The sequence below is a fragment of the Mycobacterium sp. 852002-40037_SCH5390672 genome, from assembly GCF_001665875.1.
GTDB lineage: Bacteria > Actinomycetota > Actinomycetes > Mycobacteriales > Mycobacteriaceae > Mycobacterium.
Genome location: NZ_LZTA01000102.1, coordinates 107,213 through 122,779, shown reverse-complemented (window position 1 = coordinate 122,779; position 15,567 = coordinate 107,213). Strand labels below are relative to the sequence as shown.

The following is a 15,567-nucleotide window of genomic DNA, read 5'->3' as shown; positions in this document are numbered from 1 at the left end:
GCGCGTCAGCCCGTCGGCGGGCGATATGTCCGAGTTGCTGTCAGCGCCGGGGCCAGCTCTTCGAATTGGTCTACGCCGGCAGTGAATTCGCCACCGATGGGCGGCAGCAGCGCAACGTGATCAGCACCGGCGTCCAAGTGCTCGCTCACCTTGGCCGCGATCTCCGCCGGATCGCCATGCGCGACAAGTGCGTTGACCAGCCGGTCGCTCACCTCGCCGGTGTCACGGGCCGAGTAGCCCAGCTCCGCCAGCCTCGACGCATAAGACGGCACACCGAGTCTGGCCGACACCGCCTCCCGCGCGGCCTGGATGTCGCGGACCACAGTCAGTCCGATGACCAGGAGCTTGTCCGGTCCGAGCACCCGCCGGGCTTGGGCGGTGAACTCCGGAGGCAGCCCCGCGGGCAACGCTCCGTCGGCGATTTCGCCCGACAGGGCAAGCATCTTCGGACCGTTGGCGGCGACGATGCGGGCATATGCCGCATCTGGCGCGGGCGGCCAGGTCAGGTCGTCCATCCGGCCCAGATAATCACGCATGGTGGCCAGCGGGCTGCCGTATTCCCGCCCGACGCTGACCGCCTGCTCCGGGTAGCCAACCCCCATCCCTAGCACAATCCTGTCGGGATATGCCTGGGCCAGTTGGGCCGCCGCGGCGTGCATGGTCTGGGCGGGCCGCGACCAGACATTGGCGATGCACGTGCCGAAGGTCATCCGGTCGGTGGCGGCCAGCAGCACGGCGAGTTGCACCAGGGCGTCCTTACCAATCACCTCGTTGGTCCACACGGCGCGGTACCCGGCCGCTTCCAGCCGGCGCGACGCCTCGCGTTGCAGGTCGGTAGACGGTTGCCTGTCGAACGAGACGGGCAGGCATACCCCAACCGAGCCCAATGCTTCCCGGGCCGCGTCGACCACAGCGTCAGCCACGTCGTCGCTCACTGGCCGAAGTAATGGCCGGCTTCGAGATCCTCGAGCAGTCCGGCATGTTCGGGTTGCCAGTCGAGCACCTTCTGCGTCAGGGCCTTCGACGTCGGGTTGTCCAACGTGGCGAATAGAGCGAGAAAGCCGAAATGGCCGGCTTCTTCGGCGGGAATGCTGAGCGTCGGCACATTGAGGCGGCGTCCGATCACGGCGGCGATGTCGCGGAACGGAACCCCTTCATCGGCCACCCCGTGCAAACGCGTTCCCGCCGGGGCCTTCTCGAGTGCCAGTCGGTAGAGGTGCGCGGCGTCGAGCGTGTGCACCGCGGGCCAGCGGTTGGCGCCGTCGCCGATGTAGGCGGACTTGCCCGTGGCGCGCGCGGTGTTGATCAGCTGGTGGGCAAAGCCGTGGTGGTCCAGATCGCTGTGCACCAACGGGGACAGCCGAACGACCGACGACCGGACCCCACGTTCGGCCAATGCGATCGCCGCGTTCTCCGAGTCCACCCGGGGGCCGCCGGGCGCCACGTCCTGTTCAGTGGCCAGGCCGTGACCCAGCAGGGCAAGCAAGAGCGTTCCCGACGTGCTGACAAAGGGCCGATCGGAACCGACAAGCGCCTCCCCCATTGCGTGCACAGCACGCAGATCGGTCTCTGCCGCGCCGACGAAGTCGTCGAAGTCGTGCCGGAAGGCGAGGTGGATGACGCCGTCGGACGCCGCGGCGGCGTCACGCAGGCCGTCCAGGTCGTCAAGGTCGCCGCGCCGCACGTTGACTCCCTTTGCCAACAGAGCGGCGGCGGAGTCCTCGGAGCGCGCCAGGCCGGTGATTTGGTGCCCGGCTTCCAAGAGTTCGTCGACGACGGCCGAACCGATGTGTCCGGTCGCCCCCGTCACAAAGACGTGCATGGAAGGTCCCTTCGATTGATTGATGCTGGTGACCTCAAGTCAATGACCCCGCCGCGGACCTGTCCAAGACCTATTACGGATAGGGCGATACACATTCAGCATCACCGCAGGCTCGACAGGTAAATGCCCAGCAGAAGTGTCGACGCCATGAGTACAGTGAGCGCATGACCGACTCGGCATCACCGCCACTCATAGACCTCGACCTGCGACTGGTCGGGTACTTCGTCGTGGTGGCCGAACACCGGCACTTCGGGCGGGCAGCGAGCGCACTGCGCGTCGCACAGCCGTCATTGAGCCGGCAGATCCGCCGACTCGAGCAGCAACTGGGTGTTCGCCTGCTGGATCGCACGCCGCAAGGCACCCGGCTCACGGAGGCCGGGGAGGTGTTTCTGCCGCGAGCCAAGGCCCTGCTGCGTTCGGCCACGCAGGCCGCGGCCCAGGCCCGGGCGGCCGCCCAGCCCAGCCGCATCGCGATCGGATACACGACCGGGATGATCGTCACCCCCGCGGTGCGCGAGATGCGCCGCGAACACCCCGACGCCGAAGTGCAAGTCTCGCACCTGGATTGGGGTCAGGCGCTTGACGCCCTGCTCGGGCATCGGGTGGACGCGGTGGTCACCCGGCTACCGTTTCCGACCGACGGGCTGCACGTGACGATCCTCTACGACGAGCCTCGGGTACTAGCGCTGCCCGTCGACCACCGCCTTGCGGGTCGCGATTTCGTGACCCTCGACGACATCGCCGACGAGCCGATGCCGCGAGTGCGGAACTCCGACCCGGCCTGGAGCGCCTACTGGCGCATCGATCCGCGTCCCGACGGGCGCCGGGCACCCGGCGGTCCATTCATCGACGCACTCGAGGACAAGTTTGAAGTCATCGCCTCCGGGCAGGCGGTGGCCATCACGGCCGGCTTCCACGGCACCGCCCTGCGGCCCGACATCACCACGGTCCCATTGAAAGGCGTCGAGCCCTGCCACGTCGTCTTGGCGACGCGGGCCGGGGACCGCAGCCGGTTAGTGGCGGCCTTTCGCAAACTCGCCGAAGCCCACCTGAAGCCGTGACGCCAAACGTGGGACTTTGTCGGGCGAAATCGGCGATATTGGCGCCACAGCTCGACGTTCGGCGGCTTAGTTAGCCAGCTCCGGCGGCGGACGATACTCGGGCTGATACCCCGAGACGTGAATCGGGCTTCCTACCAAACGGAAATCACCCGCTGTCACCACCACTTCCGGGGTCGCTTCGAGGGCCTCGGGCAAAGTTCTGACGGCGGCCGCCGGAACTCCCAACGGCCGCAGTCGTGCTTCCCACCCCACGGCGCTGTCGGTGGCCAGCATCGCCGTGACCACCGCCAGCACCTCGTCGCGGCGGGCGACGCGTTCGGCCATGGTTTCGAAACCCCCGATGCCCGCTTCGGCGGCGAACGACTTCCAGAAGCCGTCGTGCGTGATGAACAGCGCCAGATATCCGTCGGCGGTTGGGAAGAGCTGAGCCGGAACGTAATAGGAGTGGGCCCCGTATGGACGGCGCTGCGGCTCGACACCGCTGTTCAGATAGGCCGACGCGTGGTAGTTCAGCTGGGACAGCATGACGTCGCGCAGCGACACATCCACCTGGCCGCCGGTGCCGGAGATGATCTTGGCCAAAAGCCCTAGCGCCGCGGCCATTCCGGTGGAGTTGTCGGCCGAGGAGTAGCCGGGCAGCGTCGGGGGTCCGTCCGGGTCACCGGTCAGTGCGGCGGTGCCGACGCCCGCCTGCACCACGTAGTCGAAGGCCGGATCGTCGCCGCCGTACAGACCGAAACCGGTGATCGCCACGCAGACGATCCGCTCGTTGTGCCGTCGCAGCTCGTCATAGGTCAGACCCAGCCGGCGGATGGCCGAAGGTTTCAGGTTCACCAGCAGCGCGTGGGATTCGGCGACCAGTTCGCCCAATCGTTGCTGTCCCGCTCCGGAATTCAGGTCCAGAGTGATGCTGGATTTGTTGCGGTTGAGGCTGGCGAAGTAGGTGGCACCCACGCTGCGGGAGATCTCGCCGCCGGCGGGTTCGATCTTGGTGACCTCGGCACCGAGATCGGCGAGCAGCATGGTCGCGTACGGGCCCGCCAGCATGGTGCCGACTTCGAGGATGCGTATGCCTGCCAGCGGCCCGGTGAAGCTGGCAGTCAACGCAATTCCGCTGCGAGTGAGGCGATCATTTCGCGGGTGCGGCGTTTGGATTCGACCAGCTCATCACGGTTGTCACCGATGGGCAGCAGCCGCACCGACAGGTCGGTCACACCGGCGTCGGCGAAAGAGCGGAATCGCGACAGAATCTGTTTCTCGTCGCCGGCCGCACACAGATCACCGACATCGCGGGCATCGCCACGGTCGAGCAGGCGCTGGTAGTTGGGCGATACCTCGGCCTCGCCCAGGATTCGGTTGGCCCGCTCCTTGGCTTCGTCGACTTGCCCAGGCGCACACAGGCATACCGGGATGCCCGCGACGATCCGCGGTGCGGGGCGCCCGGCGTCCGCCGCCGCCTTGGCGATCTTCGGCGCGATGTGATCACCGATCGCGCGCTCGTCGGCCATCCACAGCACGGTGCCGTCGGCGAGTTCGCCGGCAATCTGCAGCATCACCGGCCCCAGCGCCGCGACCAGTACCGGCATCGGGGTATCGGCCCCGATCGCCAGCGGATTGTGCACCTTGAACGAAGCATTCTCGACGTCAACCGATCCCGGCCCGGCGATGGCGGCGTTGAGCACCTGCAGGTAGTCGCGGGTATAGGCGGCCGGCTTCTCGTACGGCAAACCCAGCATGTCTCGGACGATCCAGTGGTGCGACGGTCCGACGCCCAGGGCGAGGCGTCCGCCGGCCACCGCATGCGTCGAGAGTGCCTGGCGGGCAAGGGCGATCGGATGCTGGGCTTGTAGCGGCACCACCGCAGTACCCAACTCGATGCGCGAACTGTGCGCGGCCATCAGCGACACCATGGTCAGGCAGTCGAAGTCGTTGGGCACCTGCGGCATCCACGCGGTGTCCAGGCCCGCGGATTCGGCCCACTCGATATCGGAGGCCAGTTTGTCCACTTTGCGGGCCATATCGCCACGCTCGGCGCCGATCATTACTCCGACGCGCATGGTTCCTCCGTGACGGGTTCCTTCGGTTCAACGTCCGCCGTGCCGGTCAGTGCGCGGATCTCACGTACGAGGTTGTCCAGCGGTGTCCCCGTGGGGAATACCGCGGCCGCACCCGCCGACAAGAGCTTGGGGACGTCGGCGTGCGGGATGGTGCCCCCGACGACGACGGCGATGTCGGCGGCGTCCGCGGCGCGCAACGCTTCGACGGTGCGCGCGGTGAGTGCCAGGTGCGCACCCGACAGGATGCTCAGGCCGACCACCGCGACGTCTTCCTGGACCGCGATCGAGGCGATGTCCTCGATGCGCTGGCGGATGCCGGTGTAGATGACCTCGAACCCGGCATCACGCAAGGTACGGGCGACGATTTTCGCGCCGCGGTCATGCCCGTCCAAGCCGGGTTTGGCAACCAGAACGCGAACGGCCACTTAGAACACCACCGGCTGCTGGAATTCGCCCCACACTGCCTTCAGCGCGGACACCATCTCCCCGACCGTGCAGTACGCATTGGCGCAGTCGATCAACTTGTGCATCAGGTTGTCGTCTCCCTCGGCGGAACTCGACAGCGCCCCAAGGCTGGATTTCACTGCAACCGAATCTCGTTCAGCCTTGACCTTGGACAGCCGCTTGAGTTGCAGATCACGTCCTTCGGCGTCGAGCTCGTAGGTGACGACATCGTGTGCCGGCTCCTCGGTCACGAACCGGTTGACCCCGACGACCGGGCGGGTGCCGGCCTCCACGTCGCGATGCAAACTGAACGCTTCGTCGGCGATCAGGCCCTGCAGGTAACCATCCTCGATGGCGGCGACCATGCCGCCGTGGCGCTCGAGGTCGGACATGATCTCGATGATGCGCGCCTCGGTCGCATCGGTGAGCGCCTCGACGAAGTACGAGCCGCCCAGCGGGTCCGCGACGCTGGCCACGCCGGTTTCGTGCGCCAGGATCTGCTGGGTGCGCAGCGCCAACGTCGTGGTTTCCTCGGTGGGCAGCGCGAACGGCTCGTCCCAGGCCGCGGTGAACATCGACTGCACACCGCCGAGCACCGCGGCCATCGCCTCGTAGGCCACCCGGACGATGTTGTTGTGGGCCTGCGGTGCGTACAGCGACGCGCCGCCACACACACAGCCGAAGCGGAACATCGCCGCCTTGGCCGTTTTCGCGCCGTAGCGCTCCTGCACGATGGTCGCCCAACGCCGGCGTCCGGCACGGTATTTGGCGATCTCCTCGAAGAAATCTCCGTGAGTGTAGAAGAAGAACGAGATCTGCGGTGCGAACTGGTCGATCGTCATGCGGCCGCGCTGCACCACGGTGTCGCAATAGGTCACCCCGTCGGCCAGGGTGAACGCCATCTCCTGCACTGCGTTGGCCCCGGCGTCGCGAAAGTGCGCACCCGCCACCGAAATCGCGTTGAACCGGGGAACTTCGGCCGCGCAGAACTCGATGGTGTCGGCGATCAGTCGCAGCGACGGCTCCGGCGGCCAGATCCACGTCCCGCGCGAGGCGTATTCCTTGAGGATGTCGTTCTGGATGGTTCCGGTGAGCTTCTCCCGCGCTATCCCCTTCTTCTCAGCAGCCGCGACATAGAACGCCAGCAGGATCGCCGCCGTGCCGTTGATCGTCATGCTCGTGCTGAGCTTGTCCAACGGGATGCCGTCGAACAGGATCTCGAAGTCGGCCAAGGTATCCACCGCGACGCCGACCCGGCCGACCTCCTCACCGAACTCGGGATCATCGGAGTCATACCCACACTGGGTGGGCAGATCGAGCGCCACCGACAACCCGGTCCCACCCTGATCCAGCAGATAGCGGTAACGGCGGTTGGATTCCTCGGCGGTGCCGAATCCCGAGTACTGGCGGAAGGTCCAGAGCTTGCCCCGATAACCGGACGCGAAGTTACCCCGGGTGAAGGGGAACTCCCCGGGCTGCGGAGGCTCCGCGCTGACATCCGACGGCCCGTACACGGGCTGCAGCGGGATGCCAGACGGAGTGTGGGCCGTATTATCCATCGGTGAATAACGTACTTGCAAAAAAAGAGAATGCCAATACCACATGCTTGACCAGGTAAAAGGAGGCTCAATGCCTAACGGCTCGCTTGTCGATCGCACTATCGTCATCTCCGGTGGCAGCCGCGGAATCGGGCTCGCGATCGGCATCGGAGCGGCCAGGCAGGGCGCCAATGTGGTGCTCCTGGCCAAGACCGACACCCCGCATCCCCGTCTGCGTGGAACGGTGCACACCGCCGCCGCCGAGGTCGAGGCCGCCGGGGGTAAGGCCCTGGCGGTCGTCGGCGACGTACGCCGCGAAGAGGACGTGCAACGTGTGGTCGATGCGGCGGTGCAGCGATTCGGCGGCATCGACGTCTGCGTCAACAACGCCAGCGCCATCGCGGTGGAACCGACCGCCGTTCTGTCGGCCAAGAAGTACGACCTGATGCAGGAGGTCAACCTGCGTGGCACGTTCCTGCTGACCAAGGCGTGCGTGCCACACCTGGAGAAATCCGCCAACCCGCACGTGCTGACGATCTCGCCACCGGTGAACATGAATCCACGCTGGCTGGGCGCCCACCCGGCCTACACGCTGTCCAAGTACGGGATGACGCTGCTGTCGCTGGGCTGGGCGGCGGAATTCACCGACGCCGGGATCGGCGTGAATTGCCTGTGGCCGCAGACGTATATCGCTACCGCCGCGGTGGCGAACATGGCCGACGGCGACAAGTTGGCCGAGTCGTCGCGCAGCCCTGAGATCATGGCCGACGCAGCGGTAGAAATCTTCTCTCGGCCCAGCCGGGAAGCCACCGGCAACTGCTACATCGACGCTGAGGTTCTGCACTCCGCCGGGGTAACGGACCTGTCCCGCTACGGCGGCGGTGAGCATCCTATCCCCGACCTGTTCCTGGACTAAATTCCTATGCGCGGCAGAGGATTTCGCCGTGAGGTATGGCGATCCACGCGTCCGGGGCGGCGGCCCATTCTCGCCACGCGGCCGAGATCTCCTCGAGCTGCGCGGTGGTCGCCAGTTCGAGGCTCATTAGGTCGCGCGACACCGTTGAGTGCAGGATCCGGTCGGCCCACATTCCGCCCCACCAATCGCGCGTCGTGGGCGTGGCAAAACACCACAGGCTGCCCGTGGGCGTGATGTCGCCAAATCCCGCCTGTTGGGCCCATGACAGCAGTCGGCGCCCCGCATCTGGTTCGCCGCGGTTGGCGCGCGCGACGCGTTGGTAGAGCTCTCGCCACAGGTCGAGCGCCGGAAGCTGTGGGTACCAGATGAACCCCGAGTAATCGGCGTCGCGGGCCGCCACGATGCCACCCGGCGCGCACACTCGCCGCATCTCCCGCAGGGCCGCCACCGGATCGGTGACGTGCTGTAACACCTGATGCGCGTGGACGACATCGAAAGTGCCGTCGGGAAAATCGAGGTTGTGCACGTCGGCGGTCGCGAACGAGACGTTGGACAGGCTGCGTTGCTCGACTTCGGTGCGGGCAACACTGAGCACGTCGGCGACCTGGTCGACTGCGGTGACCGCTCCGGGTGCGACCCGCGCGGCAAGGTCGGCGGTGATGGTGCCGGGCCCGCAGCCGATGTCGAGCAGGGACATCCCCGATTTCAGGTGTGGCAGCAGGTACGCAGCGGAGTCCTCGGCGGTGCGTCGCTGGTGAGAGCGCAACACCGACTCGTGGTGCCCGTGCGTGTAGGTCGCTCGCTGTTCGTCGCTCACTGCCGCCCCTTGCCTGCCGCGTCTCGGCTGGCAGCTTACGCGAGTAGCCACATTATGACATTAGCGTCTAATAATATGAGATCGTCTAGTCGACGGGGACGTTGAGGATCGGTTGGTCGACACCGGCTCCCGGACCGTCGAAATGCCACCACTCACCCGAATACACCTTCAACCCGCCATAGTTCATGGCCGAGCGCAGCGCCGCCCGGTTCGCCACAGCATCGGGGCTGATGCCTTGTGTATTGAAAGCAGTTGCCCGAGAAGTGAAGTCGTCAAAATCAGTACCCATGTCAGCCAGGCACAGTCCGCCCGCGTATTGCCCCGACGGGCACGGCTGCTGGGTCGTCGTGAAGGTCACGTCCACCGAACGCCCCGACTCGTGGCTGCGCGCGTACGCGCCCGGGCGTGCCACCCAGGCGGGGTTGGGGACCAGGTTGAACATTTTGACCTGGACGTCGTGCGGCCGATAGCAGTCCCAGAACACCAGCAGGTGGCCCTGCGGGCGCAGCGCGCCGGCGGCAGCGGCCAGGCCCGGGGCCATCGATTGGTGTACGAGGCACCTTGCGTCGGCGGGATACAGCTGCGTGTGGGTGAAATTGTTCGTCGTCGCGTAGCGCAGGTCGAGCACCGCGTCGGAAACGACGGTGCGGATGTCCACGAATCCGGCCGCTCGCGCGGCGTCGCTAACCGGCGGCACGTCGGGGCTGGCTTGCGCGGTGCGTGTGCCGCCCACCGAGACGAGGGCCACCGCGGTCGCCCATCGCAGCACCCACGCCAGACGCATGCGGGCATTATCCCGGTTGGACGGTCCGGATCGGGTGAACTGCTGGGTGATGTCGCAGCCGACGGGGCACGCGGCCCCCGAAGGTTGATCCGCCCATGAGTCACCACAACGAAGGCATCGTTGGGCAGCGACTCAGAAACTTGGGAACCGGTCGCCCGCGATCGCGGATTGCGCGATGCGCCGGACAGATCGAAATGCACCCTCAACGAATCGAATCAGCAGGTCACCGGCGTCAAGGGGCCCGAAAACACCAGTGGGCTGGTACGAAGCACCAGCCCCACCGTGATGTATGTGAATTTCTAGACGGCAGAGACTCCTACTGCCTGGGGGCCTTTGGCTCCTTGCTCAACCTCGAACTGAACACGCTGGTTCTCCTCGAGCGAACGGTAGCCGTTTCCCTGGATCTCGGAGTAGTGGACGAAGAGGTCCTTCGCGCCGTCGTCAGGGGTGATGAAGCCGAAGCCCTTTTCACCGTTGAACCACTTCACAGTTCCCTGTGCCATTTACTTACTTCTCTCATTCAAATGCGGATGTACCAATCACATCCATGCGGGATCAGGGTAACATGACGCCGACCAAGTTTTGAAAAACTTTGAAAAGCTTTGCGGCGCTATGCAACCTGCGTTGCGGACGGTCTGGACGGTGTCAACGCCTGTGACCGGCGCAACCCGAGCGCCGCGACTACGACGGAACCGCCTTCTCCGGTGCAGAATGCATGGTAGGGCATCAGCTCACCGCCTACCGCCTGCGCGGCGTTGGCTGCCTGTACAGTGGAGATGAACCGCCTTCTAGTGGTCATCACGAATCGTGAACGAATTACGAATGAGATCGCCGTGCGATTCGATCCTCGTCCGACGTCAGGTAACAGTGCGTATCGGCCGAACTCTTCATTCGGAAGGACAGCCCATGGACAAGTCGAACCTGTTTTCCCATCCAGAGGTACCTACACACGTCGCTTCGGACGAAACCGCCGGGAAACCGGTCGAGCACCCGACGTTTTCGGATCGCCCCGATACCGACGCCCCCGGCTCGGCAACGCAACGTCGCTGATCGGCCTGGGCGTCAGGATGATTTCGCGTACCTGCGGACCAATTCGTCTTCTCCGAACGTACTGGTTCGCTGCTGGCCGCTATCGTCTCGGCTGAAAAATGTCCACTGCCGCGGACCGCTCTGCGGACCGCTGATCATCTTGACGGTCAGACGCAATTCGGTAGGGCGCCGCGTGCCGATGATGTCGCCGACCCGGATCTGGGACGGATGGATCTCGACTGCGTCGCACCAGTTATCTATAGACATATAATCCGTCCTCGCCGTTGCCATCACCCTACCGTAATCCCGCTCCACCGGGGCAGATGTCGAGCATCGTCGCCTCATCCCTTGCACCGCAAGGGATTTGTTGCGGTATCGCAACGATAGGCCCTTATCTGCCGGGTGCAATGCCCAGGACGCGCCGGTGGTGGCGTAGCGTCAAACACGAGCCGTTCGTTGTCAGCGGTGGTCCACAGCGTGATCGGCGCGGATGACCCCACGGCAACGTGATTCCTCCGGCGGTCCCGCGTCCGCGGGCCCGACGATGCCGAGCGCGAAGGAACCGCCCATGGGTTATGCAGCCCCGGCTATCACCCGACACCGGAAAACCCCCACAACTTTTGCGGACGATCGCGCCACCGTCATCAGGTACGCGAATTGCCAACTGCGGTGCCTCCGATGAGCTATGCGATCAGGACCCGACGCCAAGCCACTCCCATCCGGCTATCGGTGGCGCGCGAGCTCGGCCGCGATATCGACGGCGCGTGGTGGCCGCGCGCAGATCGCATCACCAACGAATTGCCCGAGCTTATTGCGGTCCTGACCCCTTTGCTCGGGGACGTCACCTCCATCAACGTGAACTGGTCATCGCTCCAGCGACCACCCGATTTCAACTGGCCGGGGTGGGAAGGCAAACTCCAGCACGTAATGACGGTTAGCGGCGCGCATGCTTGCGCTAACCTGCTGATCGTCTCGTACGCGACCCACAGCGCGTTGGCCCTGATGGTGCTGCGCTGCGCCGCAGACCTACCCATTGAGGGCGCTGACCGTGCCAAACCTGCATTCATACGCGCCGACTCGATCTTGCGAGCCGCGCAACAACAATGTGAACGTTCTTCCGGTTACTAGCCGGCGCAGCCGATGATTAGCCGCTTGAGCCGGCGCTCGGCAACCGCGCCCTACCTCGAGGCCGCCCCGGGTTTTGAGGAAGCCGGCCCACCGAGTTTGATGTCTGGACGTCGATCCACGAGATTCCCGAAGGCAATTGCGCAGACGGCGGCAACGTCATCTACTACCAAACACGTGAAAGGCCTTGCCGCACAGGGCTACGCTGGTCAGTCCGCGGGGCTGAACTCGATGTGCAACTCCTTGAGGCCCCGCAGTAAGAACGTGGGCTCGTAGCCATACTCCCGGCTGGGAGGCGGGCCGTGCTTTGCCTCGCTGATCCTGATGTCAGCCGTGCGGTCCAGGAGGCGGTTGATGGTGACCTGGCCTTCCACCCGCGCAAGCGGTGCGCCCGCGCAGGTGTGGATTCCGCGACCGAAAGCAATGTGTTCCCGAACGTTTTTCCGGTCGGCCTGAAATTCATTGGGATTCTCGAACTTTCGTGGATCGCGGTTGGCCGCACCCAGGCACAGCATGATGACGGTGCCGGCCGCGATGTGCACTCCGCCCAGCGTGGTGGTCTTGCGCGCCAGCCGGAAGTCCACCTTGGTGGGGCTCTGTATGCGCAGTGCTTCTTCGATGAACGAGCCGATCAGGCTCCGATCAGCGCGCAATCGCGCCTGAAGCTCGGGCTGGTCACCGAGGACCTGTACCGCGGCGCTCAGCAGCTTGGTCACGGTCTCCTGGCCGGCCGCGAACAGGAAGGTGGCCGGTCGCACCACCTCCAGTAGCGGTGGGGTCGAGCCATCTGGGTACGTGGCGGTCGCCAGACCGGTCAGTACGTCGTGGCGGGGGCGTTCCCGCCGGTCGGCGATGTAGGCGCTGAACAGGTCATCGAGGTACTGCAGCGGGTTGCTGCCCACCGGTTCGTGATCCAGCGCGCCCACCCGGGCGCCCGGCGCGTTACCGGCCCCGAGATTGCGGCGGATCTCCGCCCGGTCTTCGTCGGGCACCCCGAGCAGGTCGGCGATCGCCAGCGTCGCGAAGGGCTTCGCGTACTCACCGAGGAACTCACACTGACCGTTGGCGATGAACTCGTCGAACTGCCGGTCGGCCAATTGCCAGATGTACTCCTTGTTTTCCTGCAGCCGACGCGGAGTGAGCAGCCGCCCGAGCAGGGAGCGCGCTTTGTCGTGTTCGGGCGGGTCCATGACAACCATGTGCTCGAAGATCGGGAATTCGTGGCGATGCGCTTCGATCTGCGCGCTGATGTCATCCCCTTCCGGGGTGAACGGCAGCGGCGGGAACGGGCCCCCGATCGCGTTGACCGCGGAGAACGATGCGACGTCTTTGAAGGCGGCCTGGACCTCGTGGTAACCCGTGACGGCCACGACCCCGCAATGCGGCTCGCGGAACACCGGGCCCTGGCTGCGCAGGTAATCCCAGTAGGCATAGGGATCTTGCGCGACCTCGGCGTCGGTGAAGTAGTCGACGTCGGCGAGTTCGGTCATGAGTTCAATTCCTTTTCCTGGCCCAAAAGCGCGGCGCATCGCGCCGACGCGTCCTGCGGGACCACGCTGACGGCTCGGCGCCGACACGCAGGTCTGCGGTCGCCATCGGCACCCTCCATCCCGGTTGACCCGCGCTTCCGGTTTATAGATTGATCGATCGACCAAATTGCTAGGATGCGGTATGCCTACCATGGACCGCGCGGGCCGGTCAAGCAAAACGGCCGCCCCCAACCCCCCGGCAACTCGCCCCACCAAGAGGAGCGCCGGCGCCGGGGCGCGCAGCAAGCTGATCGAGGCGACCGCCCGAATCATGCGCGAGGAGGGCTACGCCGCGGCCACGTCCCGGCGCGTGGCCGCAGAGGCCGGCGTCAAGCAGGCCCTGGTTTACTACTACTTCCCGACGATGGACGATCTGTTCGTGGAGGTGCTGCGGGCCGGCGCCGAGGCCGCATTGATGCGCATGCGTGCCCTGCTCACCGAGGCCGATCCTCTACAAGCGCTCTGGCTGATGAACAGCGACTCCGCCGTGACGACGCTGAATGCCGAGTTCATGGCACTGGCCAACCACCGCAAGGCAATTGGCGCCGAACTCAAGGTCTACGCAGAGCGAGTCCGCGACATCGAGACGGCGGCCGTGACGATGGTGCTGCGCGCCAACCACATCGATCTCGAGAAATATCCGCCGGTGGCCATCTCGATGCTGATCGCGCAGGTGGCGCGCAGCCTGTGCAACGAGAATGCCGTCGGCGTCACCCAAGGGCACGACGAGTTACGGGCGTTCGTCGAACGCCAGATGAATCTGTTGAAGGCACCCGCCGTGACGCCGGCGTCGGGCACCTAGCTCTGGCCGACACCCCAACGGGAGCAGCAGAGACCCACCGCCTCCGATCGCACGGCCCTACCGTCGCCCAGTTGACAGTGCGGCCGAATGATGCCACTCTCCTGATCGATCGACAAATAATTGAACGCGACAGGCAGATGCGCACCGGGCATCGTCATCGCGGCGTTTCGGATCAGTGAGGTGCAGGCATGGGCGGACGAGTTGAGGGCAAGGTTGCGTTGATCACCGGGGCCGCCCGGGGGCAGGGCCGCAGCCACGCGGTACGCCTGGCGCAGGAGGGTGCCGACATCATCGCGGTCGACATCTGCACACCGATCAGCAGCAGCAGCGAGATCCCGCCGTCGACGCCGGACGACCTGGCTAAAACCGCCGACCTCATCAAGGGCCTCAACCGGCGCATCGTGACCGCCGAAGTCGACGTGCGTGACTACGACGCCCTGAAAGCGACCGTGGACGGCGGAGTCGAGCAGCTTGGCCGCTTGGACATCATCTGCGCTAACGCCGGAATCGGCAACGGCGGGCAGACTCTGGACAAAACCCGCGAAGACGACTGGCGAGACATGATCGACGTCAACCTGTCGGGTGTCTGGAAGACCGTCAAAGCCGGTGTGCCGCATCTGATTTCCCAGGGCGAAGGTGGATCGATCATCTTGACCAGCTCGGTCGGCGGCCTCAAGGCCTATCCGCACACCGGTCACTACATCGCCGCCAAACACGGTGTCGTCGGATTGATGCGTGCCTTCGCGGTGGAACTCGGTCAGCACTTCATCCGGGTGAATTCGGTTCACCCGACCAACGTGAACACGCCGATGTTCATGAACGAGGGAACGATGAAGCTGTTCCGGCCGGATCTGGAGAACCCCGGCCCGGACGACCTCAAGGTCGCCGCGCAGTTCATGCACGTACTGCCGGTCGGCTGGGTCGAGCCGGTTGATATCAGCAACGCGGTGCTTTTCCTGGCATCCGACGAATCGCGTTACATCACGGGTCTTCCGGTCACCGTTGACGCCGGGAGCATGCTCAAGTAGCAGCACACCCCACCGGTTACCGGCCCGACCCACGCGCTCTTGCCCACCGACCGCAACACGGGTGGCCACGGGCAGTACATAGCCGCGACGTCTCCTGTCAGTCTCGTCTTCATCCGCGAGTGGTGCGGCCGAAACGGAAACCGCTGGCAGGCCCGGCAAACCGCGCACCTGGTGGGCCTTCAACGTCCGCTACAGCTGCCGAATTCCTCTAATCATCTTCAAATCTTTGTCGGACCTGACGAGGCTGTCGTCGATGATAATGTGTGAATCACTGTGAGACTCTGCGACTTAGGCAAACGTCGACCATGGCGATCAGCCGTCGCGGTCGTTGCGTGCCTTGCCCTGTTGGCCGCTCTCACCGGGTGCTGGGCACTGCGGTCGACGCTCGCCGCGCCGGGTCCTGAGCAACAGGTTGCGGCGTCGCAGTCTGGGACAGACCTCGCCCGAACCCAGGTTGACGATCGTGGCGAACCCACAAGTCGATTTGACCGTGGTCCGTCATCGACGAACCAGAAGCCATTCAAAAGCGCTGGGATAAAGCGTGATCGGCCGCCAAACTGGTCACGGTCGGCGCCACCAGAGTGGTCGTTGCCGACGCCGGCCTCCATGACCACG

The 15,567-nt window shown here is 65.2% G+C and carries 16 protein-coding genes; 5 read left to right on the top strand and 11 right to left on the bottom strand.

The features are described 5' to 3' along the window. Positions 1–5 precede the first annotated feature (5 nt). Together A5782_RS19745 and A5782_RS19740 are read right to left on the bottom strand one after the other, a co-directional pair. The gene (locus A5782_RS19745) at positions 6–911 is read right to left on the bottom strand and encodes a TIGR03620 family F420-dependent LLM class oxidoreductase (RefSeq protein ID WP_082943027.1); all 906 of its coding nucleotides are present in this window, start codon (positions 909–911) and stop codon (positions 6–8) included. Between the two features lie 20 nt (positions 912–931). Beyond that, a complete protein-coding gene (locus A5782_RS19740) occupies positions 932–1,822 on the bottom strand; it encodes an SDR family oxidoreductase (protein WP_067103751.1) in 891 nt (296 codons plus the stop codon). Positions 1,823–1,986: 164 nt separating this feature from the next. On the opposite strand from A5782_RS19740, the gene A5782_RS19735 reads away from it, so the two are divergent. Then, entirely contained in the window at positions 1,987–2,883 is an 897-nt protein-coding gene (locus A5782_RS19735; protein ID WP_067103749.1) for a LysR family transcriptional regulator, read from the top strand. A 66-nt stretch (positions 2,884–2,949) separates the two neighbouring features. On the opposite strand, the gene A5782_RS19730 is transcribed toward A5782_RS19735, so the two are convergent. From A5782_RS19730 to A5782_RS19715, 4 genes are read right to left on the bottom strand one after another with little or no spacing between them, the layout of a single operon-like run. Beyond that, complete coding sequence (locus A5782_RS19730; protein ID WP_067103746.1) at positions 2,950–3,987, bottom strand: CaiB/BaiF CoA-transferase family protein; 1,038 nt, start codon at positions 3,985–3,987, stop codon at positions 2,950–2,952. Further along, positions 3,984–4,940 carry an LLM class F420-dependent oxidoreductase gene (locus A5782_RS19725; RefSeq protein ID WP_067103744.1) on the bottom strand — a complete coding sequence of 319 codons (957 nt, stop codon included), beginning with the start codon at positions 4,938–4,940 and terminating at the stop codon, positions 3,984–3,986. The genes A5782_RS19730 and A5782_RS19725 overlap by 4 nt, the downstream gene beginning before the upstream one ends. After that, complete coding sequence (locus A5782_RS19720) at positions 4,925–5,365, bottom strand: cobalamin-dependent protein (protein ID WP_067103741.1); 441 nt, start codon at positions 5,363–5,365, stop codon at positions 4,925–4,927. The genes A5782_RS19725 and A5782_RS19720 overlap by 16 nt, the downstream gene beginning before the upstream one ends. Beyond that, positions 5,366–6,943 carry a methylmalonyl-CoA mutase family protein gene (locus tag A5782_RS19715; RefSeq protein WP_067103739.1) on the bottom strand — a complete coding sequence of 526 codons (1,578 nt, stop codon included), beginning with the start codon at positions 6,941–6,943 and terminating at the stop codon, positions 5,366–5,368. 70 nt (positions 6,944–7,013) lie between these two features. Here A5782_RS19715 and A5782_RS19710 point away from each other — a divergent pair, with 70 nt between their 5' ends. Further along, the gene (locus A5782_RS19710; protein ID WP_067103737.1) at positions 7,014–7,838 is read left to right on the top strand and encodes an NAD(P)-dependent oxidoreductase; all 825 of its coding nucleotides are present in this window, start codon (positions 7,014–7,016) and stop codon (positions 7,836–7,838) included. Between the two features lie 4 nt (positions 7,839–7,842). Here the strand turns inward: A5782_RS19710 and A5782_RS19705 are convergent, their stop codons facing one another. From A5782_RS19705 to A5782_RS19685, 4 genes are all read right to left on the bottom strand, one after another. Continuing rightward, entirely contained in the window at positions 7,843–8,655 is an 813-nt protein-coding gene (locus tag A5782_RS19705) for a methyltransferase domain-containing protein (protein ID WP_067103735.1), read from the bottom strand. 85 nt (positions 8,656–8,740) lie between these two features. Next, on the bottom strand, positions 8,741–9,439 hold the full coding sequence (locus A5782_RS19700; RefSeq protein WP_067103732.1) for a M15 family metallopeptidase: 699 nt from the start codon (positions 9,437–9,439) through the stop codon (positions 8,741–8,743). A gap of 299 nt (positions 9,440–9,738) precedes the next feature. After that, the gene (locus tag A5782_RS19690) at positions 9,739–9,942 is read right to left on the bottom strand and encodes a cold-shock protein (RefSeq protein ID WP_067103728.1); all 204 of its coding nucleotides are present in this window, start codon (positions 9,940–9,942) and stop codon (positions 9,739–9,741) included. Positions 9,943–10,501: 559 nt separating this feature from the next. After that, positions 10,502–10,735 (bottom strand): hypothetical protein, encoded by a 234-nt coding sequence (locus A5782_RS19685; protein WP_067103846.1) that lies wholly within the window; start codon positions 10,733–10,735, stop codon positions 10,502–10,504. A 411-nt stretch (positions 10,736–11,146) separates the two neighbouring features. Between A5782_RS19685 and A5782_RS19680 the strand changes: the two genes are divergently transcribed. Continuing rightward, complete coding sequence (locus A5782_RS19680; protein WP_067103726.1) at positions 11,147–11,596, top strand: DUF5994 family protein; 450 nt, start codon at positions 11,147–11,149, stop codon at positions 11,594–11,596. A 206-nt stretch (positions 11,597–11,802) separates the two neighbouring features. Here the strand turns inward: A5782_RS19680 and A5782_RS19675 are convergent, their stop codons facing one another. After that, on the bottom strand, positions 11,803–13,083 hold the full coding sequence (locus A5782_RS19675; protein WP_067103723.1) for a cytochrome P450: 1,281 nt from the start codon (positions 13,081–13,083) through the stop codon (positions 11,803–11,805). A gap of 286 nt (positions 13,084–13,369) precedes the next feature. On the opposite strand from A5782_RS19675, the gene A5782_RS19670 reads away from it, so the two are divergent. Both A5782_RS19670 and A5782_RS19665 read left to right on the top strand, forming a co-directional pair. Next, positions 13,370–13,924 (top strand): TetR/AcrR family transcriptional regulator, encoded by a 555-nt coding sequence (locus tag A5782_RS19670; protein ID WP_231986735.1) that lies wholly within the window; start codon positions 13,370–13,372, stop codon positions 13,922–13,924. A 188-nt stretch (positions 13,925–14,112) separates the two neighbouring features. Further along, on the top strand, positions 14,113–14,952 hold the full coding sequence (locus A5782_RS19665) for a mycofactocin-coupled SDR family oxidoreductase (protein ID WP_067103718.1): 840 nt from the start codon (positions 14,113–14,115) through the stop codon (positions 14,950–14,952). Positions 14,953–15,567: the final 615 nt, after the last annotated feature.